This window comes from Mangrovibacter phragmitis (genome assembly GCF_040429585.1).
In the GTDB taxonomy this organism is placed as follows: Bacteria; Pseudomonadota; Gammaproteobacteria; order Enterobacterales; family Enterobacteriaceae; genus Mangrovibacter; species Mangrovibacter phragmitis.
Genome location: NZ_CP134782.1, coordinates 2,785,988 through 2,812,119, shown reverse-complemented (window position 1 = coordinate 2,812,119; position 26,132 = coordinate 2,785,988). Strand labels below are relative to the sequence as shown.

Here is a 26,132-nt window from a genome sequence, read left to right as displayed (position 1 = left end):
TTAACGAAAGCCAACTACGTGATGCGGCTGGTAAGGCGTTTCCAGCTCGGCAATATCTTCATCACTGAGTTTCAAATCGACAGCATTCAGTAAGTCTTCAAGCTGCTCTTTGCGTGATGAGCCAATAATTGGTGCCGCAATACCTCGTTTACTTAACAACCATGCCAGAGCCACCTGGGCACGGCTGACTTCTTTATCGCGAGCGATTGCGGCCACTCTCTGCGCAATTTGTTCGTCATTCGCTTCACTGGACTGATACAGACTTTTACCGAACTCATCTGACACTGAACGGGCTGTGGTTTCCCCCCAGGGGCGGGTTAAACGCCCACGAGCCAGCGGGCTCCATGGAATAACGGCAATCCCCTGGTCGTAGCACAATGGCAGCATATCCCGTTCTTCTTCACGCTGAATAAGATTGTACTGGTCCTGCATAGTAACAAACTCATTCCAGCCATGCTGGCGTTGGGTGAACAGTGCTTTAGCAAATTGCCAGGCATGCATGGATGATGCGCCAATAAAGCGAGCTTTGCCGGACTGAACGACATCATGCAGCGCTTCAAGCGTTTCTTCCAGTGGTGTGTTGTAGTCCCAGCGGTGGATCTGCAGCAGGTCGACATACTCCATTCCAAGGCGTTTCAGGCTGTCATCAATGGACCGCATAATTTGCTTGCGTGACAGGCCTTCGGTTAAATCCCCCACAGGGAAGTAGACCTTGGTTGCCACCACCACATCTTCCCGGCGGGCAAAGTCACGCAATGCCCGGCCAACGATTTCTTCACTGCTGCCGTCGGAGTAACTGTTGGCAGTATCGAAAAAATTAATGCCCCTGCCGAGGGCATACTGAATCAGGTCGCGGCTGCTTTCTTCCGGTAAGGTCCAGGCGTGTCGCCCACGCTCTGGCTCACCAAATGTCATACAACCAAGACACAAACGGGAAATGCGAAGGTGGGTTTTACCCAGCGTGGTATATTCCATGACTCCTCTCCTGCAATGAGAAAAAAGTTTGCTTTAAGCATAGCAGGAGAGGAAAGAGGAGAAGTAAAAGATAGTTTTATCCGAGCCATTCACGGATGCGCTGCGTGATTCCCGGGCCATCAAGGCCAAGAGCACTACGGGCTTCATCCTGTGTCGCCTGGGGAATAAAAGTATCTGGCAGCCCCAGGTTCAGAACTGGAATTGGTTTGCGGTGTGCCATCAGAACGTCATTAACCCCACTCCCGGCACCACCCATCACCGCGTTTTCCTCCAGTGTAACCAGTGCGGAATGGCGGCTTGCCATTTCCAGAATCAGGCTTTCGTCCAGGGGTTTCACAAAGCGCATATCCACCAGGGTGGCATTCAACGCCTGCGCAGCCTGTTCAGCCTCTGGCAACAGTGTGCCAAAGTTCAGAATCGCAATATCCTGGCCTTCCTGTAACAGGCGGCCTTTACCTAAAGGCAGCACTTCCAGCGGTGTAAGTGGGACACCCCGCGCATTACCACGCGGATAGCGCACCGCAGACGGCCCGTCTTTGTAGTGGTAGCCCGTGTGCAGCATCAGGCGGCATTCGTTTTCATCACTCGGCGCCATAATAACCATGCCCGGAATACAGCGCAGGAAACTGAGGTCAAATGCACCCTGATGCGTTGGGCCATCTGCCCCAACAATACCGGCCCGGTCTATAGCGAACAGTACCGGCAGTTTCTGAATGGCGACATCATGAATCAACTGGTCGTAAGCGCGCTGTAAAAATGTCGAGTAAATGGCGACGACCGGGTTATAACCACCAATTGCCAGGCCTGCCGCAAAAGTCACGGCGTGCTGTTCAGCAATGGCGACATCAAAATACTGGTCAGGATACTGGCGAGAGAATTCGACCATACCGGAACCCTCCCGCATAGCTGGCGTAATCGCCATCAGCTTGTCATCCTGTTTGGCTGTTTCGCACAACCAGTTACCAAAGATTTTCGAATAGCTGGGCTGCGCGGCTGTTGCTTTCGGCAGGGTGCCGCTTTGCGGATCGAATTTAGGTACCGCATGAAATGAAATGGGATCTTTTTCAGCCGGTGCGTAACCCCGACCTTTCTTGGTCATGATATGCAGAAATTGCGGCCCTTTCAGGCTGCGCATATTTTTCAGGGTACTCACCAACCCTGCCACATCATGGCCGTCAACCGGGCCAATATAGTTAAAGCCCAGTTCTTCAAACAACGTCCCGGGAACCACCATGCCTTTAATATGTTCTTCAGTGCGTTTCAGTAATTCTTTAATCGGTGGTACACCAGAGAACACTTTCTTACCGCCTTCTCGCAGGCTGGAGTAGAGCTTGCCAGACAGCAACTGTGCAAGGTGGTTATTCAGCGCGCCGACGTTTTCTGAAATCGACATTTCGTTATCATTGAGAATAACCAGCATGTCGGATTTGATGTCACCCGCGTGGTTCATCGCTTCAAACGCCATACCCGCGGTGATGGCGCCATCGCCAATAACACACACAGTACGGCGACCTTTGCCTTCTTTCTCTGCGGCGACAGCAACGCCCAGCCCGGCACTAATAGAAGTGGATGAATGCCCGACACTTAACACATCGTATTCACTCTCTTCGCGCCACGGGAAAGGGTGCAGCCCATCTTTCTGACGAATGGTGCCAATATTATCCCGGCGGCCAGTGATAATTTTATGTGGATATGCCTGGTGCCCGACATCCCAAATCAACTGATCAAACGGTGTGTTATAGACATAGTGCAGGGCCACTGTCAGCTCAATGGTACCCAGGCCCGAAGCAAAGTGCCCACTGGAGCGGCTGACACTATCCAACAGGTAACGGCGTAATTCATCGCACACTTTGGGCAGACTTTCGCGTGGTAACAGCCGTAACTCTTGCGGGGAGTCAACCAGCGCCAGGGTCGGGTATTTGGCAATATCAAAACTCATCAGAGACTCGTATGGTAATAATGGGAAACAGGATGCCGCCTGGCGGTATCCTCCCGGTAAGAGATATTATCCCGCATCCAGCATGGGTTTACATCATGCTAACCCGGTGTTTACTTATCCCTTTGAATGATAAAATGTGCAAGTGCTTCCAGCGGCTGTGTATCCAGGTGTTGTTCACGTAACCCGTCCAGGGCCTCAAGTGCCTGAGTACACAATTCATGTGCCCGGGCCTGCGCCTGCTCAAGCCCAAGTAAAGCCGGGTAGGTGCTTTTACCCAGGTGTATATCTGCACCCTGGCGTTTTCCAAGCGTTGCGGTATCACCTATGACATCCAGAATGTCATCCTGGACCTGGAAAGCAAGCCCGATATTGTCTGAAAACTGGCTCAGTAAAGGTAATGCCGCAACCCCTTTTTCACCGGCACTCAGCGCACCAAGGCGCACCGCCGCGCGAATCAGCGCCCCAGTTTTATGGCGATGAATGCACTCAAGTGCAGCTAAATCAACATGTTTACCTTCTGCTTCAAGATCCAGTGCCTGGCCTGCGCACATTCCTGCCGCGCCACTGGCTCCGGCCAGTTCACGGAGCATTGCCACCCGGGAAGCATCAGAAACACCGGGCATAGCGGTATCACTCAGGATAGCAAAAGCCAGGGTTTGCAGGGCATCACCCGCGAGAATGGCTGTTGCCTCACCAAAGCGAATATGGCAGGTTGGTTGCCCACGGCGCAGATCGTCATCATCCATGGCTGGCAGATCATCATGGATCAATGAGTAAGCGTGGATACATTCAATGGCTGCAGCAGGCGTATCCAGAACACTGAGTGGCATCCCCAGCATCTGCCCGGTGGCATAAACCAGGAAAGGGCGCAGGCGCTTACCCCCGAGCAGTGCGCCATATTCCATAGCGCCAACCAGCGCAGAGTCCTGAAAAGGCAGTGTGCTGATAAAACCGGCTATTGCCGTATTTGCCCGGGATGCATACACAGTTAACAGCTGATTAAAATCCATTGTTATTCGGCATCCGGCTTGAAAGGAGTTAACGGTGCGTTTTCACTTTCCGAGAGTAAAATTTGTACGCGCTGCTCAGCCTGCTGTAATTTTTGCTGGCCCTGGCGGGCAAGTTGTACACCACGCTCAAACTCGTTGAGCGCGTCTTCCAGTGGCAGTTCGCCATTTTCCAGGCGAGAAACAATGGTTTCCAGTTCTTGTAGCGCCGTTTCAAAACTGGCGGGTTGTTCATTTTTCTTCGGCATAACGAATACAGCTTCCTGATTAAGTCATCTTTACTACGCCACATGGTAGCGGAGTAAAAATGATAAGCAAATAATGTATCCAGGCCAGGTTATGTGCGCAGTTTCACAATGATGGTGATATACTGTCGCGCTTTCGGATGCTGGCCTTTCGCCAGCAGTACTTCATTTTCCTGCCCGCGTATGCAGGCTGACCAACGAATCCTTGCCGCCATGAAGTTTATCATTAAATTGTTCCCGGAAATCACCATCAAAAGCCAATCTGTGCGGTTGCGCTTCATTAAGATTCTGACCGGAAACATCCGTAACGTTCTCAAGCATTATGATGAAGACCTTGCTGTTGTCCGCCACTGGGACCACATCATTGTTCGCGCGAAAGACGAAACACAACGCGAAACAATTCGTGATGCGCTGACCCGTATTCCTGGTATCCACCATATTCTTGAAGTGGAAGACCTGCCGTTCACCGACATGCACAATATTTTCGAGCAGACTCTCGAACGTTACCGCTCCCAACTGGAAAATAAAACATTTTGTGTTCGGGTTAAACGTCGTGGCAAACATTCGTTCAGCTCTATTGAGGTTGAGCGCTATGTTGGCGGTGGGCTGAATCAGCACATCGAATCAGCTAAAGTGAAGTTGACGAACCCCGATGTGACGGTCAACCTGGAAATTGAAGACGACAGGCTGTTGGTTGTTGAAGGGCGCTATGAAGGGATTGGCGGCTTCCCCATTGGTACCCAGGAAGATGTGTTGTCACTGATTTCAGGTGGTTTTGATTCAGGTGTATCCAGCTATATGCTGATGCGCCGTGGTTGCCGGGTGCATTACTGCTTCTTTAACCTTGGTGGCGCGGCCCATGAAATTGGGGTTCGCCAGGTAGCGCACTACTTGTGGAACCGCTTCGGCAGTTCGCACCGTGTACGTTTTGTCGCGATTAACTTTGAGCCGGTTGTGGGCGAAATCCTTGAAAAAGTGGATGACGGCCAGATGGGCGTGGTACTGAAACGTATGATGGTGCGCGCCGCATCCAAAGTCGCGGAGCGCTACGGTGTTCAGGCGATTGTAACAGGTGAAGCGCTGGGGCAGGTATCGAGCCAGACCCTGACTAACTTGCGGCTTATCGACAATGTAAGCGACACGCTGGTACTGCGCCCGCTTATCTCCTGGGATAAAGAACACATTATCGATTTGGCGCGTGAAATTGGTACTGAAGATTTTGCCCGTACCATGCCTGAATACTGCGGTGTTATCTCCAAAAGCCCCACAGTAAAAGCCGTGAAAGCGAAAATTGAGGCGGAAGAAGCTCATTTTGATTTCAGCATCCTCGACCAGGTGGTAGAGAATGCAGTGAATATGGATATTCGCGATATCGCCACGCAAACCGATGAAGTCGTGGTTGAAGTCGAGACCGTAAGTGGTTTTGGGCCAAACGATGTGTTACTGGATATTCGGTCAGTTGATGAGCAGGAGGATAAACCTTTCGCAGTGGATGGCGTACAGGTGGCTTCGCTGCCGTTTTATAAACTGAGCACCAAATTCGGTGACCTCGACCAGAGCAAAAACTATTTGTTGTGGTGCGAGCGCGGAGTGATGAGCCGGTTGCAGGCACTTTATCTGCGTGAACAAGGTTTTATGAACGTAAAAGTATACCGCCCGTAATCCCATATATAACCCCCTGAAGCTCTGCTCCAGGGGGCATATTTTACTTATAGTCCGGTACGTCATTCAGCAGCATGGCAATGCGCTTGCCCCCTTCAGACTGTTCCAGCGCAATTTTCACCACGATAGTCAGTGGCACGGAGAGCAGCATCCCCACAGCTCCCAGTAACCATCCCCAAAAGATCAACGACATAAATACTACCAAAGTGGATAAACCTAACCCTCGCCCCATCATGCGCGGCTCGAGAATATTGCCGATAACCAGGTTAATCACCATATAGCCTGCCAAAACCGTCAGTGCATCGTACACTCCCTGGAAGACCAGTACTTGCAAAATAGCCGGAATGGCTGCCAGCACAGAGCCAATATTGGGAATGAAATTCAGCGCCATCGCCAGCAAACCCCAAATAAAGGAGAACTGTACACCAAGCACCAGTAGCATAATCCAGACGATTAACCCGGTCAGCAGGCTGATGGCTGTTTTCAACACCAGATAATGAGACACGCTGTCGATAGCGCGTTGCATGGCAGCCATGCCAGCACTGGGGCGCGACAAGGTATATTGCAGTTTTGTTGGTAACTGAGGTGCTTCGAGCAGCATAAACACCACTGTCAGTAACAGTAGAAATATACTGGTCATGGCACTGGATAGCTGAGTTAACAACGTTGAAATAAATGTCATGGCGGAATTAGGGTCAATGTATTTGATAAGTTGCTCAACAGAGACTTTTATCCCGGCTCGCTGCAACCAGGGTTCAATGGTTTGCAGAGGTATCACTAATGAAGTGCGGTACCGGGGCAGGGTGCGCGCCAAATCATTAAGTGTGGTACCCAAATAAGCCAGAAGCACAACGACGAAAAAAATTATCAACGAAATCAGTGTGAAAATAGCCAGCGCTCTTGGAACCCGTAAGCGCACCATATACTGGATGACGGGGTTAAGAATAACGGCGATAAATATTGCCAGAACGAACGGTACAATTATTTCTGCGGCAATTCTCACGCCGGCGAGGATGATAACCATCATTCCCAGCATGATGACAATTTTTAGCCCGTTAAGCGTGATTATGGATTTACTCATGGTTTTTCCTGACAGACTGAATCCTTTTTATTGATGATAATACGGATTGTACTGACAGGATGATATGGGATGAGTCCGGGGAGTAATAAACCAGGAGCTGGCAGCGAACATTTCAGCGACTACGCTTCGCTCGGCTCGAACCTGCAGCAGGTTCTCATCCTGCACTTTTTGCGCATAGCAAAAAGGCGCCTTTAGGGCGCCTTTCTACATTGGTGGGTCGTGCAGGATTCGAACCTGCGACCAATTGATTAAAAGTCAACTGCTCTACCAACTGAGCTAACGACCCGAAGTGGTGGGTGATGACGGGATCGAACCGCCGACCCCCTCCTTGTAAGGGAGGTGCTCTCCCAGCTGAGCTAATCACCCACTTCGGTACTGCATACTTCATTGCAAGAAATTCAGCTGGTGAGATTGGTGGGTGATGACGGGATCGAACCGCCGACCCCCTCCTTGTAAGGGAGGTGCTCTCCCAGCTGAGCTAATCACCCAATCTCAATTTCTTGCTTTACACTGCGGGAACCACATCAAAAGTGGTGGGTGATGACGGGATCGAACCGCCGACCCCCTCCTTGTAAGGGAGGTGCTCTCCCAGCTGAGCTAATCACCCCCGCTGTGTGGAGTCGCATTATAGGGAGAGAACAAAATGAGTCAACGCCTTTTCTAAAGTTTTTATTTGTTCGTCGTAAATTTAGCCATCATGGTGACGAAATGCCCGTTTTTATAAGATTAACCAGCAAAAAGTCACCTTTCTGTTCACACAGACAGACTCTGGATTGAGGAATCAGCATACAGTGGTAGAATATTGCCCACTTTGTTTTCCCGGCATTTGCCGTGTTTCGGCATATTTACGTATTAAGGCCACTTAATGAAAATCAAAACCCGCTTTGCGCCAAGCCCAACTGGTTACCTGCATGTTGGTGGTGCCCGTACTGCCTTATATTCCTGGCTTTATGCCCGTAATCTGGGGGGCGAGTTCGTCCTGCGCATTGAAGATACCGACCTTGAACGCTCCACTCAGCCCGCTATCGATGCAATTATGGATGCAATGAACTGGCTGAGCCTGGACTGGGATGAAGGCCCGTACTACCAGACCAAACGTTTTGACCGTTACAACCAGGTCATTGATGAAATGCTGGAAGAAGGGACAGCATATAAATGCTATTGCTCTAAAGAGCGCCTGGAAAAACTGCGCGAAGAACAGATGGCAAATGGTGATAAACCACGTTATGACGGGCGCTGCCGCCATGATCACACCCACCATGATGCAAATGAACCCCATGTCGTGCGTTTTGCTAACCCGCAGGAAGGCTCCGTTATCTTTAATGATAAAATTCGTGGCCCTATCGAGTTCAGCAACCAGGAACTTGATGATCTGATAATCCGCCGCACCGATGGTTCTCCGACCTATAACTTCTGTGTTGTGGTGGATGACTGGGATATGGGGATTACACATGTTATTCGTGGTGAAGACCATATCAACAATACGCCACGTCAAATAAACATCCTGAAAGCGTTAAAAGCACCCGTGCCGGAGTACGCTCATGTTTCTATGATTCTGGGTGATGACGGTAAAAAATTATCTAAACGCCATGGCGCGGTCAGTGTTATGCAGTACCGCGATGAAGGCTACCTGCCAGAAGCGTTGTTGAACTACCTGGTTCGCCTGGGCTGGGCGCACGGTGATCAGGAGATTTTCACTATTGATGAAATGAAACAACTGTTCACGCTGGAAGCGGTAAGTAAATCTGCCAGTGCGTTCAACACTGACAAATTGTTGTGGCTGAATCACCACTATATTAATACGTTACCGGCTGAATATGTTGCCACACACTTGCAATGGCACATTGAACAGCAAAATATTAATACTCAGACTGGTCCTCAACTGGCTGACCTGGTGAAATTACTGGGCGAGCGTTGCAAAACGCTGAAAGAAATTGCTGAAAGCTGCCGTTACTTCTATGAAGATTTCAGTGAATTTGATGCTGATGCTGCGAAGAAACATCTGCGCCCGGTTGCCCGCCAGCCACTCGAAGTGGTTAGCGATAAACTGTCTGCAATTACTGACTGGACTGCGGAAAATATTCACCATGCTATTCAGTCAACGGCAGATGAACTGGAAGTGGGGATGGGGAAAGTGGGGATGCCTTTGCGTGTAGCAGTCACTGGTGCGGGGCAATCTCCGGCACTGGACGTGACTGTGCATGCTATTGGTAAAACCCGTAGTCTGGCGCGTATTCAGCAAGCGCTGGAATTTATTGCACAGCGTGAAGCGCAGCAGTAATCACTGGTCAGGTTAGTGAAAACCGGCTCACAGAGCCGGTTTTTTTGTTTTACATGTTTTACTGGGCTGCTTTAAGCGTAGTCCGGCCTTTCAACAAAAAAGTAAGCCAGAGAGTTAAACTGCCCCCCTGAACAAACCGGCCATTGGGGAATTACCGGATTGCCAGGCGTGACAGCATGCCAGAAATACCTTCTCGCGCCAGTAAGGACAGTAAACAACGCCTTTCTTCTTCACACATTTGAAGCAGTACTGACATCAGTTGTGAACTGAAAAAATCATCATCCATCAGTGGGGATTCTGCAGAAATAAGTGACAAAGGAATCGCTTCCGGTTGCTCTGCCGCCTGGCGCAAATTACGGGTGCTGAGCATAAAGCGACGTACCTCCTGAGTCATATGTATCGCATGTGCTTTCCCGCCTTTAACTCCTTTAATTTGTGACGTTTGCCAGCCATGCTTTTTGATCCATTTATTAATGGTCTGGGGCTGGTAACCTACAATTTGCGCTAATTCTGCCGGTGTCATTTTGCTTTTAAATATATTCATTATCGGCTCACCTGCTCACCTGTTGCGAAATGGCACCCAACATCATGAAGGACTTTGGATAACAATAAGGTACGGCGAGGAAGTTGCTTTGGCGGAGAGAGATACCTGACAACATTATGGAGTAATACTGCACTGATGTTTTTAACCACTCGCGCGAGTGAAGAAAGTGAGAATTGATGAGAGGGTTTAAACAAAAAAATCCGTATCTGTTGCTGTGTGCAGCCTACACCCCCCTTGCTGCTTTGCGCAGCCCGGTAGGCAGTGGTTTGCCACGTACAGGAAGTTACCGATGTATTGATTATATGGCGGTTAAAGCTGGTCACAACAGCCAGCTTATCTGGCGTTATCTGTTCCTTGAGCATCTCAATGTCCTTGTTTTTTCTGTTAACCTGGCATTACATGAATATTTTATAGCATCCTTTAACGTGATTCTGTGATTCGAATTCCTGTAACAGGGGCGACCTCGAAAAAAAAGTCTGATTTGCTGGCTTTTTCAGCGGTTGATTCAGGATGCCCCTTTTCATCGTTGACACCAGACAAGGGGTTGCATATCATGCCGCCCGTCAACACGGAAACGTGTTCAGGATTGGGGCTATAGCTCAGCTGGGAGAGCGCTTGCATGGCATGCAAGAGGTCAGCGGTTCGATCCCGCTTAGCTCCACCAACTTATGTTGGTATTACGCTTAATTTGGCGGATATAACACTCGTTGTTTCCTGAAATCGTGGGGCTATAGCTCAGCTGGGAGAGCGCTTGCATGGCATGCAAGAGGTCAGCGGTTCGATCCCGCTTAGCTCCACCAAAATTCCTTGGCTCTGTATAACAGAGCACATAAAACACCTGTATCTCTTAGAGATACAGGTGTTTTTTTATTCACCAAATGGCAAGCCGTGGAAACTTTGTTGTTCCTTCACTTTGCCCGGTTCTGCGTAATGAGAAACCAGTGGCAGGCATAGTAACTATTGTAGCCAGTTTGTCATGACACTTTCCTTATGTGAATATTTATCGTTTTCATTCAAAATCTCTTTATTTGTATTCTTGTGTCTTTTTTTCTCTTTTTTTTATGGTGTTTTATTATTATTCAGCTAATTATGTATTGTGGCAAATGATTTATTGCCCGGAACTATAAATATAAATAATATATCACCAACACCTGATTTGTCAGGTCATGTTAAACCCGGTTTCGGTGTATTGACGGTTCACAGGGAGCGTAATTAAGCAACTAATTAGCGGTGTGCCGGTATAGGGTAATTAAAACGGCAAAGGGAGTTGTTAATGAATATGGATGTTTTTTTTAATAAAATACGGAAGCAATTGTTCATTTTTATAATAAGTACGGTTCTTATTGCTGTATCCCGCCATTTTTCTCCTTTGACCTGGATTGATGGTGAGCCTAACTACCTGAGCTGGCTTCCCCTGAGTGTTATTATTTCTGTTTTATTACTCTGGGGGCGCATGGCTGTCATTCCTCTTACTTTTGCTACGGTTACTGTCTATTTGTGGATTTTTTCCACTGAATCGCCCTGGCTAATTTTGCTGTTTATTGGCTGTGTGCTGGTGCCTGTCATCGCTGTTTGTGGTGCACTGAGAAGGTGGGGCGGGCGGCGCTGGCGGCACGATATGATGGGGCGTAATGGCGCAGTATTGATCTGTGCGCTTGGGTTTGTTGCTCCGTGCTTAATAAAAGCGCTGATGTATCTGACGGGAATGTTTGTGCCGTTCCCTGATGGGCTGTCACCTTACTTTGGTATGACATCTTATCTGTTTAATGTCATTGATGTACAAAGTCTTATTATTTCTGCTTTAATATTTTCACCTGCGGTTTATTATTCACTAAGAGTGTCGTTAAGTCCTGCATTTCGCCGGGCAATGTGGTTAGTGCGGGTTAAACCTTATTTTTCACCGGCAATCAGAACAAAAACAGTTATCTGGTTTACAGCCCTGGCTTCTCTCATGTGGGTGTTTTGCTCCCCGGTAAGCAGTGAGCTGTTTAGTGCTTATATGCTGCCGTTGTTATTTTTTATTTTTACCGTGGGGATTCGCAGCCCGGGAGCAATTTTTATTGCCATTCTTTGGGCGATCTCCGCTTTTTTCCTTATCCAGTTCAATAAGAATTTTGTTCACAACATCAATTATGGGCCGGTACTGGCATTTACATTATCTATTTTTATCGCATTTACTGTATGTCTGTATTACATGATACGCATCTATAACCGTGGTGCGAGGTTACAGCGAGTGTGGCACAACCATGCACTGACAGACCCAATGACCTGGTTACCCAACCTGCGTGCACTGGATGCCCATATGAAAACCCATCCGGGGGGCATACTTTGTTGTATTCGGCTCAATAATTTAGAGTTCCTCGGGCGCCACTATGGTTTTTTAATGCGGGCACATTGTAAATCGTTACTGGACCAGACATTGTCGGTTCACTTGCGGGCGAATGAACGGGTTTTCCAGTTCATCGGGTGTGAAGTGTTATTGTATTTACACGAAGGAAACCATGAGAAGCGTTTGCGTCAGATGGTAAGTATCCTGAATGCCCGTCGGGTTCCCTGGAAGGAACAGCAACTGACCATTGAATATATGGCAGCGTGGGGCAAGATAATGGCCGTACCCGGTGAACTGAACCGTTTGTTGGGGCAACTGAGTTATCTGGCGGAGCAGACGAATACTCTTGAACCAGTGATTGGGCTGGATACGCAACCCGAAAGTGTCATGTCAGCAACATCCGGGCAAGTTGAACTGTTTCAGAAGATAAAGCAGGCGCTGGATAACGGGCAACTGCTGCTGGTAGGGCAGCCTATTGTCGGGCGCTCAGGGGAACGGTACGACGAGATCCTCAGCCGCCTGATGGTGGATGGGCGCATCATGATGCCGGATACGTTTTTACCTATAATCACACAATGTGATTTAAGTGTGCATTTTGACATGCTGGTCATGGCTAAGTTACTGAGCTATTTATCATCCTCTGTGGCTCGTGGAGAAAATCGGCGCTTTTCGGTCAACCTGATGCCCGTAACACTCATGCAAAATGGCGTAGCTCAACGTATTGTGCGCCTGTTTACCGAAAGCGAGGTGGATGCCAGCCGCATTGTAATTGAGGTAACTGAAGAGCAGGCTTTTTCTACTGCAGAACATACCGCGCGTAATATTCAGTTACTCCGCCAGGCCGGGTTTATGATAGCGATTGATGACTTTGGTACGGGGTATTCTAACTATGAGCGCCTGAAACGTCTTGATGCCGATATTATCAAAATTGACGGTTGTTTTATTCGTAACATCACGCGCAGTACTGAGGATGTGATTATTGTTCAGTCTATCTGTGCACTGGCAAAATTCCGCGGGCTGGATGTTGTAGCCGAATTTGTTGAAACAGCGGCACAGCGTGAATTGTTGTTCAACCTAGGGGTGGATTACCTGCAAGGGTATCTGGTGGGTAAGCCTGAGCTGCTGACATGATGGTGCGATGCAGCAAAGGTAGTTTCAGTACCGGGAAGTGGCACTTTGCCAAACAGGGAAAGCAGCAACTCTCCCTGTTTGGCGAGCAGGCATGAATAGTCAGGCCATGCTCAGGCGGGGTTACAGCACCAGTGCAGCAATAGAAGCAGACAACACACTTACCAGCGTTGAGCCGTATACCAGTTTCAGCCCGAAGCGGGAAACAACGTTTCCTTGCTCTTCATTCAGGCCTTTAATTGCCCCGGCAATAATCCCAATTGAAGAGAAGTTGGCGAAAGACACCAAAAAGACAGACAGAATGCCCTCTGCTCGTGGTGTCAGTGAACTGGCAATTTTTTGCAGATCCATCATGGCAACAAACTCATTAGAGACCAGTTTGGTCGCCATAATACTGCCAACCTGAAGCGCTTCGTTGGAAGGTACGCCCATTACCCAGGCCACAGGGTAGAAGATATAACCCAAAATGCCCTGGAAGGAGATACCCAGCAGCGTGGCAAACAATGCATTCAGTGCTGAAATCAGCGCGATAAAACCAATCAGCATGGCTGCAACAATAATGGCCACTTTAAAGCCAGCCAGAATGTACTCTCCTAACATCTCGAAGAAGCTTTGTCCTTCGTGCAAATTTGACATTTGCAAGTTTTCTTCGCTTTTATCAACGCGGTAAGGGTTAATCAACGAAAGTACAATAAAAGTGCTGAACATGTTGAGTACCAGTGCGGCAACAACATATTTGGGCTGGAGCATTGTCATATAAGCGCCAACAATTGACATAGACACCGTGGACATTGCAGTTGCTGCCATGGTGTACATGCGATTGCGTGACATTTTGCCGAGGATATCCTTATAAGCAATAAAGTTTTCTGATTGTCCCAGTATCAGTGAGCTTACAGCATTAAAAGATTCCAGTTTCCCCATTCCGTTAACTTTGGACAGCAAAGTACCTACCAGGCGAATAATCACCGGCAATAGACGAATATGCTGCAAAATACCGATCAATGCGGAGATGAACACAATAGGGCACAGAACTTTCAGGAAGAAGAAAGCCAGTCCCTGATCATTCATTTTCCCAAAGACAAAGTCGGTGCCCTGGTTTGCAAAACTGAGCAATTTTTCGAACAGTTCAGAAAAGCCTTTAACGAAGCCCAGACCGGCTTCTGAATGCAGGAAAAACCAGGCCAGTAAAACTTCAATTACCAGTAACTGAACGATGTATCGAAGCCGAATGCTTTTACGGTCATGGCTGACCAGCAAAGCCAGTAGCGCGACAATGGCAAGCGCCAGAATAAAATGCAGAACACGGGACATGTTTGCTCCAAATTAGAGGCAGGTTAAATTTCCGTGCACATTCTATGCAACAGGAAAGAATAAAACGAGACATATAGCACATTATTAGGCGCTTGTTTGGTGGTAATGCCAAATCGTGAGCTGTGATACAGAAATGTTATGTTAGGTAAAGATGATAAAAGTTGCGTATATCAATCAAAAAATTTACATTGTGTTAACCTTCTCTCACGGTACTGTCAGGTAACAGTACGCGTATAACCTTCCTTTTTCCATTGTTCCCGGCTATCACAACAATCATGATTATCACTCCAAATGAACTTGATAATCATTATCGTTTTGTTAGCATGAAACATAGCAAAGGCTATATTTTGAGGCGGATTATGACCAACAGCAATGTACAAACAAAAGGACGGAGTGTGAGAAAACTCAGGCTCACCTTGCTGGGGCCTGCCTTTATAGCCGCAATTGGTTATATCGACCCGGGTAACTTTGCCACCAATATTCAGGCAGGGGCCAGTTTTGGCTACCAGTTGCTGTGGGTTGTTGTCTGGGCAAACCTGATGGCGATGCTGATTCAGATCCTTTCAGCCAAACTGGGTATCGCAACGGGTAAAAACCTGGCGGAGCATATTCGTGATCACTATCCACGCCCGCTGGTTTGGTTCTGGTGGATTCAGGCGGAAATCATTGCGATGGCGACCGACCTGGCTGAGTTTATCGGTGCCGCCATTGGCTTTAAATTGATTTTTGGTGTGTCTTTATTACAGGGGGCTGTGCTGACAGGCATTGCGACCTGGCTCATCCTGATGTTACAGCGACGTGGCCAGAAACCACTTGAGCGTGTCATTGGTGGGTTGCTGCTATTCGTAGCGGCTGCATATATTGTGGAACTCATCTTCTCTCAGCCACGAATTGCAGACCTCGCAAAAGGAATGATTATTCCTGCATTGCCAACCGGTGAAGCGGTATTCCTTGCCGCTGGTGTGTTAGGTGCGACGATTATGCCTCATGTTATCTACCTGCACTCGTCACTGACACAGTACTTGCATGATGGCAGTAAGCAAGAGCGTTATTGTGCTACCAAGTGGGATGTCGGGATAGCCATGGCGATTGCAGGTTTTGTTAACCTGGCAATGATGGCAACTGCGGCGGCGGCCTTCCATTTCAATGGGCATGCAGGCGTGGCGGACCTTGAGCAGGCATACCTCACTCTGCAACCCTTACTCAGCCACGGTGCCGCCACGGTGTTTGGTTTGAGCCTGATTGCCGCCGGTTTGTCTTCTACAGTTGTGGGCACACTGGCCGGGCAGGTGGTTATGCAAGGCTTTATCCGCTTCAGCATTCCCTTATGGGTCCGGCGCGCAGTGACTATGATCCCGTCATTTGTGGTTATCCTGCTGGGGCTGGAACCTACACGGATTTTGGTAATGAGCCAGGTGCTGTTGAGCTTTGGTATAGCCCTGGCATTGATTCCGTTGTTGGTATTCACCAGTGATTCACGATTGATGGGCGAACTGGTGAACAGCCGTAACACTAAACTGTTGGGATGGGGGATTGTGCTGGTGGTGGTAGCATTAAATATCTGGTTGTTGCTGGGCGCATTCCCGGGGATGTAAACCTGTTAAGTAAAAAAGCACCCGCCAACGTTTTTCCGGGTGCTTTGTATACAGGCGCTTTGTGTACAGGTTGAATAAAGATCAGTGGTGATGGTGTGGAGGACCACGTCGGTCGTCGCCGTCATGCCAGCCGTCCCGGTACCCTTCTTTATAGGCCCGCTCATTATCCCAACCACGGTGGCGACCATTATCATGATGGCGCCAGCGTCCATCACGCCATTCATAATTACGGCGCCAGTAATCGCGGTCGCGCCAGTGGCCGCCATCCCAGTAGTTGCCATAGCTATCGCGGTCGCCAATTTGTAATTTAATCGCCGGCAAAAGCGTAATTTCGGCGGCGCTTGCTGCCAGCGGCACTGCCGTGATAATCGCAGCAGCAAGTATCAGGGACCTTAACATGGTTTACTCCTTCACTATCGTGACCTTACGGTCTCATACCTGCATCATGACGGAGATGTCATGACAAGGGGATAAGAGAAAACCTAATTTTTTTTATTTCAGGCTGTTACCGCCAAGAATAGTCTCAATCTCAGCTTTTTCTTCCTCAGAAAAAATCAGGTTATTCATGATCCCCGCAGCATCATCAAGCTGACTGGTCTTACTGGCACCAATCAGAACCGAGGTCACATTTTCATTTCTGAGTACCCATGCCAGCGCCATTTGTGCCAGTTTTTGTCCCCGGCGCAGAGCCAGGTCATTCAACTGACCAATAATGGCGAGTTTTTCTGGGGTAAGGTTGTCCGGAGTCAGGAAACGGCTGGCACTGGCGATGCGTGAATCTGCAGGAATACCATTCAGGTAACGGTCTGTCAGTAACCCTCCAGCTAACGGCGAAAAAGCAATACAACCGACACCTTCTTCACCCAATACATCCAGCAGCCCCTGTTCTGGAGTGCGTTCAAACATAGAATAACGTGGCTGATGAATAAGGCACGGGGTGCCCATTTTCCGCAATATCTGGCTGGCATTACGCGCCAGCTCCGCCGGGTAATTAGAAATACCCACGTACAGCGCTTTACCCTGGCGGACAATACTGTCAAGTGCGCCCATTGTTTCTTCCAGTGGAGTATTTGGGTCCGGGCGATGATGATAAAAAATATCTACATAGTCCAGCCCCATGCGCTTCAGGCTCTGGTTCAGACTGGAGATAAGGTACTTGCGTGAACCCCAGTCACCATAGGGACCCGGCCACATGGTGTAGCCCGCCTTGGTTGAAATGACCAGTTCATCGCGTAATGCTGCAAAATCACTGTGCAACAGAGCACCAAACTGGGTTTCAGCTGAACCCGGCGGTGGCCCATAATTATTTGCTAAATCAAAATGAGTAATACCCAGATCAAAAGCCCGGCGCAATAAACGACGGCAATTCTCTGGCTGGCTGTTTTCTCCGAAGTTATGCCACAACCCCAGAGAAACCAGTGGTAATTGTAAGCCACTACGCCCACAGCGTCGCCAGCGCATTGTTTCATAGCGGCCAGGATTCGGGTGGTAAACCATATTGTTCCATCCTTCGTGTATACGTTTACATTCACAAGCCAGCATAACTGAAGTCATTGTAAAGCGCGCGTTCCATGACTTTTTCCAGTTTTATTCTGGACATCGATCACACATCCACAATACTTACTGGAGGTAAATGTTATAAGGATCATTACTATGCAGGGCTCTTACACTGTTGCGGATTACCTCGTTGACAGACTCAGCGAGTGTGGTATTGCGCATATTTTTGGGGTGCCGGGCGACTATAATTTGCAGTTTCTTGACCATATAGTTGCGCACCCCCATTTAAGCTGGGTGGGGTGTGCAAATGAATTAAACGCGGCTTATGCCGCAGATGGTTATGCCCGGGCGCGTGGTGCCGCCGCACTGGTTACCACCTTTGGTGTTGGTGAGTTGAGTGCGCTGAATGGGGTTGCCGGAAGCTGTGCAGAATACTTGCCAGTCATCCATATCGTGGGAGCGCCTTGTCTGAAAACACAACGGGCCGGAGATCTGGTGCATCACACTTTGGGAGATGGTGAGTTTCAGCGCTTTCAGCGTATGTCTGCGGAAATTACTTGTAGTCAGGCGTTACTGACACCCGAAAATGCCTGCCGCGAAATTGACCGGGTATTGCATGACATGCTCACACAACGTAAACCCGGTTACTTGCAGTTACCTGCCGATGTTGCAAAAATTTCTGTACAACCTCCTGTAAACGTTATCACTCCAACACTGCCCCCCGCACATCCCGAACAGCTTGATGCGTTGCGAAATGCATTACGCGATAAAATTCGTGGCAGCCACCGGGTTGCGTTGTTGGCGGACTTTTTGGCTCAGCGCTTTGGTGCTCAACCAGTTTTGCAGGCATGGATGGATGAAAACCCATTACCTCATGCCAGCCTGATAATGGGAAAAGGCCTGTTCGATGAAACCAACCCCGGCTTTGTTGGACTTTATTGCGGTAAATCGAGCACTTTACGGGTGTTACATGCCATCGAAGAAGCAGACCTGGTGTTTTGTGTAGGGGTGAAGTTTATTGACACAATTACTTGCGGATTCAGCCAGAACCTCACACTGGAACAGACCGTGGATGTCCAGCCCGATGCTGTACGTATTGATGAGCAGTGGTTCCATGGTATTCCCATGAGCACCACGCTGACTATATTGCAACAACTTTGCCGCACAGACTTGCCCAGACAACCTGTTATTCCGGCACCTGAGCCGCGGGTACCGCGCCAGTTAGGATTGCTCGACCAGGACGCATTATGGCGGGTGGTGCAGGATGCACTGAAGCCGGGTGATATTGTTATTGCCGATCAGGGTACGGCATCATTTGGGGCAGCTTCGTTAGTGTTGCCACATGGAGCCAAAATGGTAGTTCAACCGTTATGGGGCTCAATTGGGTTTGCTCTGCCTGCGGCATATGGTGTTCAAACCGCGTTACCAGGGCGAAGGGTGATAGTCATTGTTGGTGATGGTGCGGCGCAACTCACCATTCAGGAACTGGGTTCCATGCTGCGTGATGGCCTGAAGCCCATTATCTTATTGCTCAATAACCGCGGCTATACGGTTGAACGGGCCATTCACGGTGCTGAGCAGCCTTATAATGATATTGCTCAATGGAACTGGACCCACCTGGCCCAGGCGATGAGCGAATCCTGCCAGGCGCAAAGTTGGCGGGTAAGTGAAGCTGTACAGTTACAAAGCGTACTGGAAACCGCATCCTGTGCTAACCGGTTATCCTTTATTGAAGTGATGTTGCCAGAAAATGATCTACCGGCATTACTCAGTGCTGTCACCACTTCTCTCGAACAACGTAATAACCCGTCTTAATTAGTTATTCGCGTTTGCGGCGGTCGGCAGTCATTAATGGCCTCCCGGTCAGTATCAGCCAGGCCGGGAGTATGACCACACACAATAGCGGTAACAGGCGCAAATCAGGCACGACTGAGGCCGCAATAAACAGGCTCAGCCAGCCATCCCGGGTAACAACCAGCATAATTCCCAGCACAGAGCAGGATAATGTCACAGCGAGAGGTACAGCTGTGACATGTTGGTGGAGCATAATTCCCAAAGCAATACCGACGAAAATGGCCGGGAATATACGCCCACCACGAAAACCACAGGCAGCGGCAACAACCAGTGCCAGAAGTTTTACAATAACAAAGAGCAGGTAGTCTGATACGGTAAACTTCCCGGTAAACAGTGTTGTCACTTCGCGCAGCCCACTGAATAACGTGACGCCACCACCGATTACACCCAGTAAACCGAGTACAAAACCCCCGGCGGTTAGCATCAGGATTGGGTTATTGACCTGACGCATCAGGTAGTGCAGTTTTGGAAACCCCCAAACCGCCATCATGCCTAAAGCAATAGCTATTATCGCCACCACACTGCCGCTTATCAGGTCAATAAAATGCAACCCAGGGTAGGGGGCCAGGGGAATAATAAACAGTGAGCCAGACATCAGTTGGGTACAGACTGCGCCAGTGGCTGCGGCTAACAACGGTGCAAACAGGCGGTCCCATAGCGGAGCATCATTGCCAGCATTGAGTGTCTGGGCAAAAATCAGTGCTGCGGCAACAGGCGCACCAAACAGTGCGCCAACGGTTCCGGCCGCTGCCAGAATAGTCCAGTCGAATGCACTGACTTTAGGCAGCACGCGCGCGCCAAGAGCTACCGTCAGTGCAATATTAACCGACATAATAGGGTGCTCAGGCCCAAGGCTGACACCACCAGCCAGACCCAGCAGCATTGCCAGCAGTAATCCTGGCAGGGCTGAGAGGGTGATTGGCGGGCTTATCAACGGCTCAAGTGCGGGGTCTGGCCCACCTTCACCGGGCATATAGCGAATGATGAGCCCTACAGCAAGGCCAGTAAGTGTTAATACACTCAATATCCAAAATGGCGCATCCCCGGAGGTACCCATGCTTTGCGGTAGCACAATCCACAGGAATTTTTCCATCACCCAGGAGACATTCAAAACCAGGTGCAGTACCAGACTGGTGGCAATGCCAATCAATATTGCGGGGCAGGAAAGAACCAGGAGCGTTCGGGCTCGCGGATGCAGCATAAGAAAATCCTTACGTAAAAGTCGGTCTGATTCTCCAGACTGATTGCTAAGCACACTGGGTCAATAAACTGAAACGGTAAACTGATTATCAGATACTGCAAAGGAAATTTCTTGAATTTTAATTAAATCAGGCTGGTGAATAATTGTGCTGATGACGGTCAAATAACGCGTATTGATGTGTTACTGGAAGCAGAAGATGAATCCTCAGGTTGTGAATCCAGTGACAGAGCCTGGTAACCCTGCGCTGGCTTCCCACTCCTGCCAGACGAAACACCGGCACCTGGGGGAAAAGCGAATGAGATTATGTGATATGGCTCAATAATCACACCCTGGGTATGCTATGTTGTTTGTTGATATCACTGACTTGATTTTACTCTGTTATCAGGAATTTTTCTGACTTAAGTGGAGCGAATGGCAAATGACAAAATATGCTTTGGTGGGAGATGTTGGGGGCACCAATGCGCGGTTAGCTCTGTGTGATGTCGCTACAGGTGAAATCTCGCAGGCGAAAACGTATTCAGGGCTGGATTACCCCGGTCTTGAATCGGTCATAAAAGTGTACCTGAAAGAACATAATGTCAGTGTCACGGATGGTTGTATCGCCATCGCCTGCCCGATTAATGGTGACTGGGTGGCTATGACCAACCATTCATGGGCTTTTTCTATTGAAGAAGTTAAAGCCAGTCTGGGCTTTGACCACCTTGAAATCATTAATGATTTCACTGCTGTGTCGATGGCGATTCCGGTGCTTAAACCTGAACATCTGATTCAGTTTGGCGGCGATAAGCCGGTGGAGAACAAACCTATAGCAGTTTACGGTGCCGGCACCGGGTTAGGCGTGGCGCACCTGGTCCATGTAGACAAACGCTGGGTGAGTTTGCCGGGTGAAGGCGGGCATGTAGATTACGCCCCCAATAGTGAAGAAGAAGGCATTATTCTTGAGCACCTGCGCGAAGAACTGGGGCATGTCTCCGCCGAGCGCGTGTTATCTGGCCCCGGGCTGGTTAACCTTTACCGGGCTATTGTGAAAGCAGATGGCCGGTTGCCAGAAAACTTACAACCCAAAGATGTCACGGAAAAAGCGCTGGATGACAGTTGTACTGATTGCCGCCGTGCATTGTCACTGTTTTGTGTGATTATGGGCCGTTTCGGTGGCAACCTGGCGCTTAACCTGGGGACCTTTGGCGGTGTGTACATCGCCGGAGGCATTGTGCCGCGTTTCCTCGATTTCTTTAAAGCCTCTGGTTTCCGTGGTGGTTTTGAAGACAAAGGGCGATTTAAATCTTACGTTGAAGATATTCCGGTCTATTTGATTGTTCATGACCAGCCTGGCTTATTAGGCGCAGGTGCCTATTTGCGCCAGACTCTGGGGCAAATCATCTGATAGTTATGTTGGCTGGCAGGCGTGGTGTCCGCGCCTGTTGGCCTGCACTGCCGCCGGGTGAATTACCTGGGTTTTACAGGCGCATTAACTGCCGAAACTCCTTAACTTTACTGCGGCTGACCGGGACTTCAAAGTCGAGGTCTCGCAGGCGTAAAATATAGGTATTGTTAAACCAGGGTTCTATCTCGCGGATTTTATTCAGGTTAACGCAGTAAGAACGGTGGCAGCGGAAAAAGTAGCTTTCTGGCAGGCGGCTGCAAAATTCTGTGATATTCATTGGCATCACGTAGGATTCACGCCGGGTGTAGACAAACGTCATTTTCTCATGGGCTTCTGCATAATAAATATCGTTGATGTCAGTAACGATAATGCGCTCGTCTTTAATCAAGTTAATGGTGATATTCTCACGCACAGCCGAACTAGCGGGAGTGGATGTATTGCGTTGCTGCCCGGCAGCTTCTAACTTTTGCAGCATCCCAATAATGCGTGATTCCTGGTAAGGCTTGAGAATATAGTCGAAGGCTTCCAGTTCAAAGGCTTCTACGGCATGCTCTTTCCATGCGGTGATGAAAATAATAAAAGGCCTGTTGGCAAACTTGCTGATGTTTTGTGCCAGTAACACACCATCCAGTGACGGAATATTGATATCCAAAAAAATAGCGTCAACATCATGGTGCTGCAGGTATTTTAATACATCGAGGCCATCTTCAAAGGTTGCGACAACCTCAACTTTACTGTGTTCCTTGATAAGCCAGCTCAGTTCCTGCTGTGCCAGTATTTCATCTTCAACAATAATAGCCTTCATTACGCCCTCTCCACCTGGCCAATACCCACAGATGCAGGCAACGAGGTGATACCGCTATTCACATAAAACGCAATCTCTGTACCAGGCTCCAGGCGGCAAATTTGCAACCCTTCGCCATAGAGCAATTTTACCCGATGGTGCACATTCAGTAAGCCAATTTTATTGCCAGGCATTTCATTTGCTTCTACCCGGTCAATAACGGCCTGATCAATACCATTGCCAGTATCACGCACAGCAATACGTACCTGGTTACCTTGCTCAACGATACTGATAGTAACCACACCTTTTCCCCGGCAGGGCTGGATACCATGCACAATGGCGTTTTCTACCAACGGCTGAATTAACAGACTGGGAATGCGGCATTCGACTTCTTCGTCAATATCATAGATAACCGTTAATTTGTCACCAAACCTGGCCTGTTCAATAGCAATATAGTCCTTGATTTGGTACAACTCTTTTTTAATATCAATCAATTCGTCATCCGTTAATTCAAGGTTATATCTCAGGTAACGGGATAAGTTAATGATTAACTGGCGGGCGGTATCCGGATTCAGGCGAATTGATGACGAAATAGCATTCAGTGCATTGAATAAGAAGTGTGGGTTAATTTTACTCTGCAGTGCACGCAGTTCCGCTTTATTTGCCATTTCACGTAATTGTTCAGCGCGAGAAACTTCCAGTTGTGTTGAGATAATTTGCGATAAACCTATCGCCATTTCCTGTAATGATGAGGTTATTTGGTGAGCATGGCAGTAATAGATTTTCAGCGTGCCAGTTACAATTCCTTTCTCCCATAAGGGGATAACCAGCATAGAGTGAATCTCTGGCGTGCGGTAAGCTTCGTCATTGTTTTTTATTATTATTTTTCCATAGCGCATTGCCTGCCTTGTGGTCGGGCTGATCTGGTCATCATGCTCATGATAGTTATTTTCCCCCACGCCAACATAAGCCAGTACCTGTTCTTTATTAGTGATGGCGACTGCATCAGCATTAATATCTGCCCGGATTATTTCACACACTTTGCGCAATGAGGCCTCATTCACATGGCGGAACAATGGCAGTGTTTTGTTGGCAATTTCCAGTGCCAGTTTTGCCTGGCGTGCGGCAACAGCCTCTTTTTCTCCCTCAACGCTTTGTACCAGTAACACAATAAAGCCGATACAGACATTCCCCAAAATCATCGGGATGCCTATTTTGGAAACAATATCCAGCCCCAGAGATACAGATGGAGCCCATAAGACCACCAAAACCATGGTCAGTGTTTCGCACAACATTCCTCCCAGAATCCCGACGCGCCAGTGGCTTTTCTTGGGGAAACGCACATTAATCCAGCTGGATATCAACCCGGCAAGAATACTGGTTACCAGACAGGGAACAGAAGTAATACCACCAATATCAATCAGATAACGGTGAACGCCGGCAATAATACCGGTAATTATCCCCACCCAGGGGCCAAAGAGCAGCCCCCCGGACATAACCGCAATAATTCGCACATTCACCAGCGAGCCTTCAACAGGAACTCCGGACCAGGTACTGAACAATGCAAACATTGAAAACAGCGCTGTCAGTGCCAGGCGCTCTTTTGGTGTGTGGGCTGTTTTGTGCAATAACTCGCGGAATAAACGCAGGCGAATCAGAAAAAACAGGCAGATAAGCATCAGTGCTGCCCGGTCAAAGACAGCCAGCAACATAGTGAATATTTCGTGCACGTAAAAATCCGGAATCCAGCAGGGGAAGGCATCATGATAAAAAACCTGGCCGGGAATAACCAGTGCAGGAGGGCTGCGTTAAGTTTATGCCACATAAATCCAGACTATTATTCTTGTTATCTGGTTTAATCATCTGAATATTGATTTACTTTGGCGTTATATATAGCGAACAACCAATTATGAACAGACAAACAGTGTTTTTTTTCTGTGATGTCTCGACATGCCTGTAAGAGAGATGCATTGTAAAAGGGTCGCATCAGCGGCAACGTCGCTCGGACGGTCCGGGCGCTGACGTCATTTCAGAGGACACTATGGCTGATTTTAGTCCAAAACGCCGTTTTGCGCGTATCGACAGGCTTCCCCCTTACGTTTTTAACATTACCGCTGAACTGAAAATGGCTGCGCGTCGGCGCGGTGAAGATATTATTGATTTCAGTATGGGCAACCCTGATGGCGCAACACCTGCGCATATCGTTGAAAAATTATGCACGGTAGCGCAGCGGCCGGATACACACGGCTATTCCACTTCAAAAGGAATACCACGTTTACGTCGTGCAATCTCGCGCTGGTACCAGGACAGGTACCAGGTGGACATCGACCCGGAAACAGAAGCGATTGTGACTATTGGCTCGAAAGAGGGCCTGGCGCACTTAATGATGGCAACACTGGATCTGGGTGATACGGTGCTGGTGCCAAACCCGAGCTATCCCATTCATATTTATGGTGCAGTGATAGCCGGGGCGCAGGTGCGTTCGGTACCGCTGGTGGAAGGTGTCGACTTCTTCAATGAACTGGAGCGAGCGATTCGGGAAAGTTACCCTAAACCGAAGATGATTATCCTCGGCTTTCCTTCCAACCCAACAGCACAATGCGTTGAGCTGGATTTCTTCGAGAAAGTGGTGGCGCTGGCACGCCGTTATGATGTTCTGGTTGTTCACGACCTGGCCTATGCCGATATTGTTTATGACGGCTGGAAAGCACCATCAATAATGCAGGTGCCTGGAGCCAGGGAAGTGGCTGTGGAATTTTTCACACTTTCCAAAAGCTACAATATGGCGGGCTGGCGGATTGGCTTTATGGTCGGCAACCCGGAACTGGTACATGCACTGGCAAGGATTAAAAGCTATCACGACTATGGCACCTTTACACCTCTTCAGGTGGCAGCCATCGCCGCTCTTGAGGGGGATCAGTCGTGTGTACATGAGATTGCCGAAGAATATAAGCGCCGCCGCGATGTGTTGGTGAAGGGCCTGCATGAAGCCGGATGGATGGTCGAGTGCCCCAAAGCGTCCATGTACGTTTGGGCAAAAATCCCTGAACCTTATGCCGGCATGGGGTCACTGGAGTTTGCTAAGAAATTACTGGCAGATGCCAAAGTGTGTGTGTCGCCTGGTATTGGGTTTGGTGACTATGGTGATACCCATGTGCGTTTTGCCTTGATTGAAAACAGCGACAGGATTCGCCAGGCGGTACGTGGCATTAAAGCGATGTTTCGTGCCGATGGGTTGCTGCCTTCTACCCGGAATCTGGCGGCTGAAGGTGAAAAGTAAAAGTTAATTTACCCTGATTACAAAAAAGGCGCATC

General features: G+C 48.9%; 21 protein-coding genes and 6 tRNA genes. 10 read left to right on the top strand and 17 right to left on the bottom strand.

The window, feature by feature from the left end; all coding sequences use genetic code 11:
- From MPHASIOC01_RS13585 to MPHASIOC01_RS13565, 5 genes are all read right to left on the bottom strand, one after another.
- A complete protein-coding gene (locus MPHASIOC01_RS13585; RefSeq protein ID WP_064595340.1) occupies positions 1-975 on the bottom strand; it encodes an aldo/keto reductase in 975 nt (324 codons plus the stop codon).
- A gap of 76 nt (positions 976-1,051) precedes the next feature.
- Positions 1,052-2,914, bottom strand: coding sequence for a 1-deoxy-D-xylulose-5-phosphate synthase (gene dxs, locus MPHASIOC01_RS13580; RefSeq protein WP_353614864.1), 1,863 nt, complete (start codon positions 2,912-2,914; stop codon positions 1,052-1,054).
- Between the two features lie 110 nt (positions 2,915-3,024).
- Positions 3,025-3,924, bottom strand: a complete 900-nt coding sequence (gene ispA / locus MPHASIOC01_RS13575) for a (2E,6E)-farnesyl diphosphate synthase (RefSeq protein WP_064595336.1) — start codon at positions 3,922-3,924, stop codon at positions 3,025-3,027.
- Positions 3,925-3,926: 2 nt separating this feature from the next.
- On the bottom strand, positions 3,927-4,169 hold the full coding sequence (gene xseB / locus MPHASIOC01_RS13570; protein WP_064595334.1) for an exodeoxyribonuclease VII small subunit: 243 nt from the start codon (positions 4,167-4,169) through the stop codon (positions 3,927-3,929).
- 89 nt (positions 4,170-4,258) lie between these two features.
- Positions 4,259-4,393 carry a hypothetical protein gene (locus MPHASIOC01_RS13565; protein WP_269448054.1) on the bottom strand — a complete coding sequence of 45 codons (135 nt, stop codon included), beginning with the start codon at positions 4,391-4,393 and terminating at the stop codon, positions 4,259-4,261.
- Here MPHASIOC01_RS13565 and thiI point away from each other — a divergent pair.
- A complete protein-coding gene (thiI, locus tag MPHASIOC01_RS13560) occupies positions 4,380-5,828 on the top strand; it encodes a tRNA uracil 4-sulfurtransferase ThiI (RefSeq protein WP_064595332.1) in 1,449 nt (482 codons plus the stop codon). The genes MPHASIOC01_RS13565 and thiI overlap by 14 nt on opposite strands.
- 43 nt (positions 5,829-5,871) lie before the next feature.
- On the opposite strand, the gene MPHASIOC01_RS13555 is transcribed toward thiI, so the two are convergent.
- The 5 genes from MPHASIOC01_RS13555 to MPHASIOC01_RS13535 form a co-directional block, all read right to left on the bottom strand.
- Positions 5,872-6,909 (bottom strand): AI-2E family transporter, encoded by a 1,038-nt coding sequence (locus MPHASIOC01_RS13555; RefSeq protein ID WP_064595330.1) that lies wholly within the window; start codon positions 6,907-6,909, stop codon positions 5,872-5,874.
- Positions 6,910-7,119: 210 nt separating this feature from the next.
- Positions 7,120-7,195: transfer RNA gene (locus tag MPHASIOC01_RS13550), tRNA-Lys, on the bottom strand.
- A 4-nt stretch (positions 7,196-7,199) separates the two neighbouring features.
- Positions 7,200-7,275: transfer RNA gene (locus tag MPHASIOC01_RS13545), tRNA-Val, on the bottom strand.
- A gap of 46 nt (positions 7,276-7,321) precedes the next feature.
- Positions 7,322-7,397, bottom strand: a tRNA-Val gene (locus tag MPHASIOC01_RS13540).
- Between the two features lie 43 nt (positions 7,398-7,440).
- Positions 7,441-7,516: transfer RNA gene (locus MPHASIOC01_RS13535), tRNA-Val, on the bottom strand.
- Positions 7,517-7,774: 258 nt separating this feature from the next.
- Between MPHASIOC01_RS13535 and gltX the strand changes: the two genes are divergently transcribed.
- Complete coding sequence (gene gltX, locus MPHASIOC01_RS13530) at positions 7,775-9,190, top strand: glutamate--tRNA ligase (RefSeq protein ID WP_353614863.1); 1,416 nt, start codon at positions 7,775-7,777, stop codon at positions 9,188-9,190.
- A gap of 151 nt (positions 9,191-9,341) precedes the next feature.
- Here the strand turns inward: gltX and MPHASIOC01_RS13525 are convergent, their stop codons facing one another.
- A complete protein-coding gene (locus tag MPHASIOC01_RS13525) occupies positions 9,342-9,734 on the bottom strand; it encodes a YfeC-like transcriptional regulator (protein ID WP_369936539.1) in 393 nt (130 codons plus the stop codon).
- Between the two features lie 176 nt (positions 9,735-9,910).
- Here MPHASIOC01_RS13525 and MPHASIOC01_RS13520 point away from each other — a divergent pair, with 176 nt between their 5' ends.
- From MPHASIOC01_RS13520 to MPHASIOC01_RS13505, 4 genes are all read left to right on the top strand, one after another.
- Positions 9,911-10,171, top strand: coding sequence for a hypothetical protein (locus MPHASIOC01_RS13520; RefSeq protein ID WP_064595325.1), 261 nt, complete (start codon positions 9,911-9,913; stop codon positions 10,169-10,171).
- 151 nt (positions 10,172-10,322) lie between these two features.
- Positions 10,323-10,398 (top strand) — tRNA-Ala (locus tag MPHASIOC01_RS13515).
- Between the two features lie 60 nt (positions 10,399-10,458).
- Positions 10,459-10,534 (top strand) — tRNA-Ala (locus tag MPHASIOC01_RS13510).
- 473 nt (positions 10,535-11,007) lie between these two features.
- The gene (locus MPHASIOC01_RS13505) at positions 11,008-13,194 is read left to right on the top strand and encodes an EAL domain-containing protein (protein ID WP_064595322.1); all 2,187 of its coding nucleotides are present in this window, start codon (positions 11,008-11,010) and stop codon (positions 13,192-13,194) included.
- Positions 13,195-13,314: 120 nt separating this feature from the next.
- On the opposite strand, the gene MPHASIOC01_RS13500 is transcribed toward MPHASIOC01_RS13505, so the two are convergent.
- Positions 13,315-14,502, bottom strand: coding sequence for a NupC/NupG family nucleoside CNT transporter (locus tag MPHASIOC01_RS13500; protein WP_064595320.1), 1,188 nt, complete (start codon positions 14,500-14,502; stop codon positions 13,315-13,317).
- A gap of 359 nt (positions 14,503-14,861) precedes the next feature.
- On the opposite strand from MPHASIOC01_RS13500, the gene MPHASIOC01_RS13495 reads away from it, so the two are divergent.
- Entirely contained in the window at positions 14,862-16,097 is a 1,236-nt protein-coding gene (locus tag MPHASIOC01_RS13495; RefSeq protein ID WP_353614862.1) for an Nramp family divalent metal transporter, read from the top strand.
- Positions 16,098-16,178: 81 nt separating this feature from the next.
- On the opposite strand, the gene MPHASIOC01_RS13490 is transcribed toward MPHASIOC01_RS13495, so the two are convergent.
- Positions 16,179-16,496, bottom strand: coding sequence for a DUF2502 domain-containing protein (locus MPHASIOC01_RS13490; protein WP_064595316.1), 318 nt, complete (start codon positions 16,494-16,496; stop codon positions 16,179-16,181).
- 93 nt (positions 16,497-16,589) lie between these two features.
- Positions 16,590-17,594: an L-glyceraldehyde 3-phosphate reductase gene (gene mgrA, locus MPHASIOC01_RS13485; protein ID WP_353614861.1), complete on the bottom strand. Its 1,005-nt coding sequence runs from the start codon at positions 17,592-17,594 to the stop codon at positions 16,590-16,592.
- 156 nt (positions 17,595-17,750) lie between these two features.
- Between mgrA and MPHASIOC01_RS13480 the strand changes: the two genes are divergently transcribed.
- Positions 17,751-19,409 carry a thiamine pyrophosphate-binding protein gene (locus MPHASIOC01_RS13480; RefSeq protein ID WP_353614860.1) on the top strand — a complete coding sequence of 553 codons (1,659 nt, stop codon included), beginning with the start codon at positions 17,751-17,753 and terminating at the stop codon, positions 19,407-19,409.
- 4 nt (positions 19,410-19,413) lie between these two features.
- Here MPHASIOC01_RS13480 and MPHASIOC01_RS13475 read toward each other — a convergent pair whose 3' ends face one another.
- Positions 19,414-20,649, bottom strand: coding sequence for an ion channel protein (locus tag MPHASIOC01_RS13475; protein ID WP_064595312.1), 1,236 nt, complete (start codon positions 20,647-20,649; stop codon positions 19,414-19,416).
- A gap of 418 nt (positions 20,650-21,067) precedes the next feature.
- Here MPHASIOC01_RS13475 and glk point away from each other — a divergent pair, with 418 nt between their 5' ends.
- A complete protein-coding gene (glk, locus tag MPHASIOC01_RS13470) occupies positions 21,068-22,033 on the top strand; it encodes a glucokinase (protein WP_064595310.1) in 966 nt (321 codons plus the stop codon).
- 73 nt (positions 22,034-22,106) lie between these two features.
- Here the strand turns inward: glk and MPHASIOC01_RS13465 are convergent, their stop codons facing one another.
- On the bottom strand, positions 22,107-22,838 hold the full coding sequence (locus MPHASIOC01_RS13465; protein WP_064595308.1) for a LytTR family DNA-binding domain-containing protein: 732 nt from the start codon (positions 22,836-22,838) through the stop codon (positions 22,107-22,109).
- Complete coding sequence (locus MPHASIOC01_RS13460; RefSeq protein ID WP_353614859.1) at positions 22,838-24,547, bottom strand: sensor histidine kinase; 1,710 nt, start codon at positions 24,545-24,547, stop codon at positions 22,838-22,840. Before MPHASIOC01_RS13460 ends, MPHASIOC01_RS13465 begins: the two co-directional genes overlap by 1 nt.
- Positions 24,548-24,858: 311 nt before the next feature.
- On the opposite strand from MPHASIOC01_RS13460, the gene alaC reads away from it, so the two are divergent.
- Positions 24,859-26,097: an alanine transaminase gene (gene alaC / locus MPHASIOC01_RS13455; RefSeq protein ID WP_064595306.1), complete on the top strand. Its 1,239-nt coding sequence runs from the start codon at positions 24,859-24,861 to the stop codon at positions 26,095-26,097.
- Positions 26,098-26,132: the final 35 nt, after the last annotated feature.

Coding starts and splice junctions, on each gene's coding strand:
- MPHASIOC01_RS13585 (WP_064595340.1), bottom strand. CDS start 975: ATGGAATATACCACGCTGGGTAAAACCCACCTTCGCATTTCCCGTTTG.
- dxs (WP_353614864.1), bottom strand. CDS start 2,914: ATGAGTTTTGATATTGCCAAATACCCGACCCTGGCGCTGGTTGACTCC.
- ispA (WP_064595336.1), bottom strand. CDS start 3,924: ATGGATTTTAATCAGCTGTTAACTGTGTATGCATCCCGGGCAAATACG.
- xseB (WP_064595334.1), bottom strand. CDS start 4,169: ATGCCGAAGAAAAATGAACAACCCGCCAGTTTTGAAACGGCGCTACAA.
- thiI (WP_064595332.1), top strand. CDS start 4,380: ATGAAGTTTATCATTAAATTGTTCCCGGAAATCACCATCAAAAGCCAA.
- MPHASIOC01_RS13565 (WP_269448054.1), bottom strand. CDS start 4,393: ATGATAAACTTCATGGCGGCAAGGATTCGTTGGTCAGCCTGCATACGC.
- MPHASIOC01_RS13555 (WP_064595330.1), bottom strand. CDS start 6,909: ATGAGTAAATCCATAATCACGCTTAACGGGCTAAAAATTGTCATCATG.
- gltX (WP_353614863.1), top strand. CDS start 7,775: ATGAAAATCAAAACCCGCTTTGCGCCAAGCCCAACTGGTTACCTGCAT.
- MPHASIOC01_RS13525 (WP_369936539.1), bottom strand. CDS start 9,734: ATGAATATATTTAAAAGCAAAATGACACCGGCAGAATTAGCGCAAATT.
- MPHASIOC01_RS13520 (WP_064595325.1), top strand. CDS start 9,911: ATGAGAGGGTTTAAACAAAAAAATCCGTATCTGTTGCTGTGTGCAGCC.
- MPHASIOC01_RS13505 (WP_064595322.1), top strand. CDS start 11,008: ATGAATATGGATGTTTTTTTTAATAAAATACGGAAGCAATTGTTCATT.
- MPHASIOC01_RS13500 (WP_064595320.1), bottom strand. CDS start 14,502: ATGTCCCGTGTTCTGCATTTTATTCTGGCGCTTGCCATTGTCGCGCTA.
- MPHASIOC01_RS13495 (WP_353614862.1), top strand. CDS start 14,862: ATGACCAACAGCAATGTACAAACAAAAGGACGGAGTGTGAGAAAACTC.
- MPHASIOC01_RS13490 (WP_064595316.1), bottom strand. CDS start 16,496: ATGTTAAGGTCCCTGATACTTGCTGCTGCGATTATCACGGCAGTGCCG.
- mgrA (WP_353614861.1), bottom strand. CDS start 17,594: ATGGTTTACCACCCGAATCCTGGCCGCTATGAAACAATGCGCTGGCGA.
- MPHASIOC01_RS13480 (WP_353614860.1), top strand. CDS start 17,751: ATGCAGGGCTCTTACACTGTTGCGGATTACCTCGTTGACAGACTCAGC.
- MPHASIOC01_RS13475 (WP_064595312.1), bottom strand. CDS start 20,649: ATGCTGCATCCGCGAGCCCGAACGCTCCTGGTTCTTTCCTGCCCCGCA.
- glk (WP_064595310.1), top strand. CDS start 21,068: ATGACAAAATATGCTTTGGTGGGAGATGTTGGGGGCACCAATGCGCGG.
- MPHASIOC01_RS13465 (WP_064595308.1), bottom strand. CDS start 22,838: ATGAAGGCTATTATTGTTGAAGATGAAATACTGGCACAGCAGGAACTG.
- alaC (WP_064595306.1), top strand. CDS start 24,859: ATGGCTGATTTTAGTCCAAAACGCCGTTTTGCGCGTATCGACAGGCTT.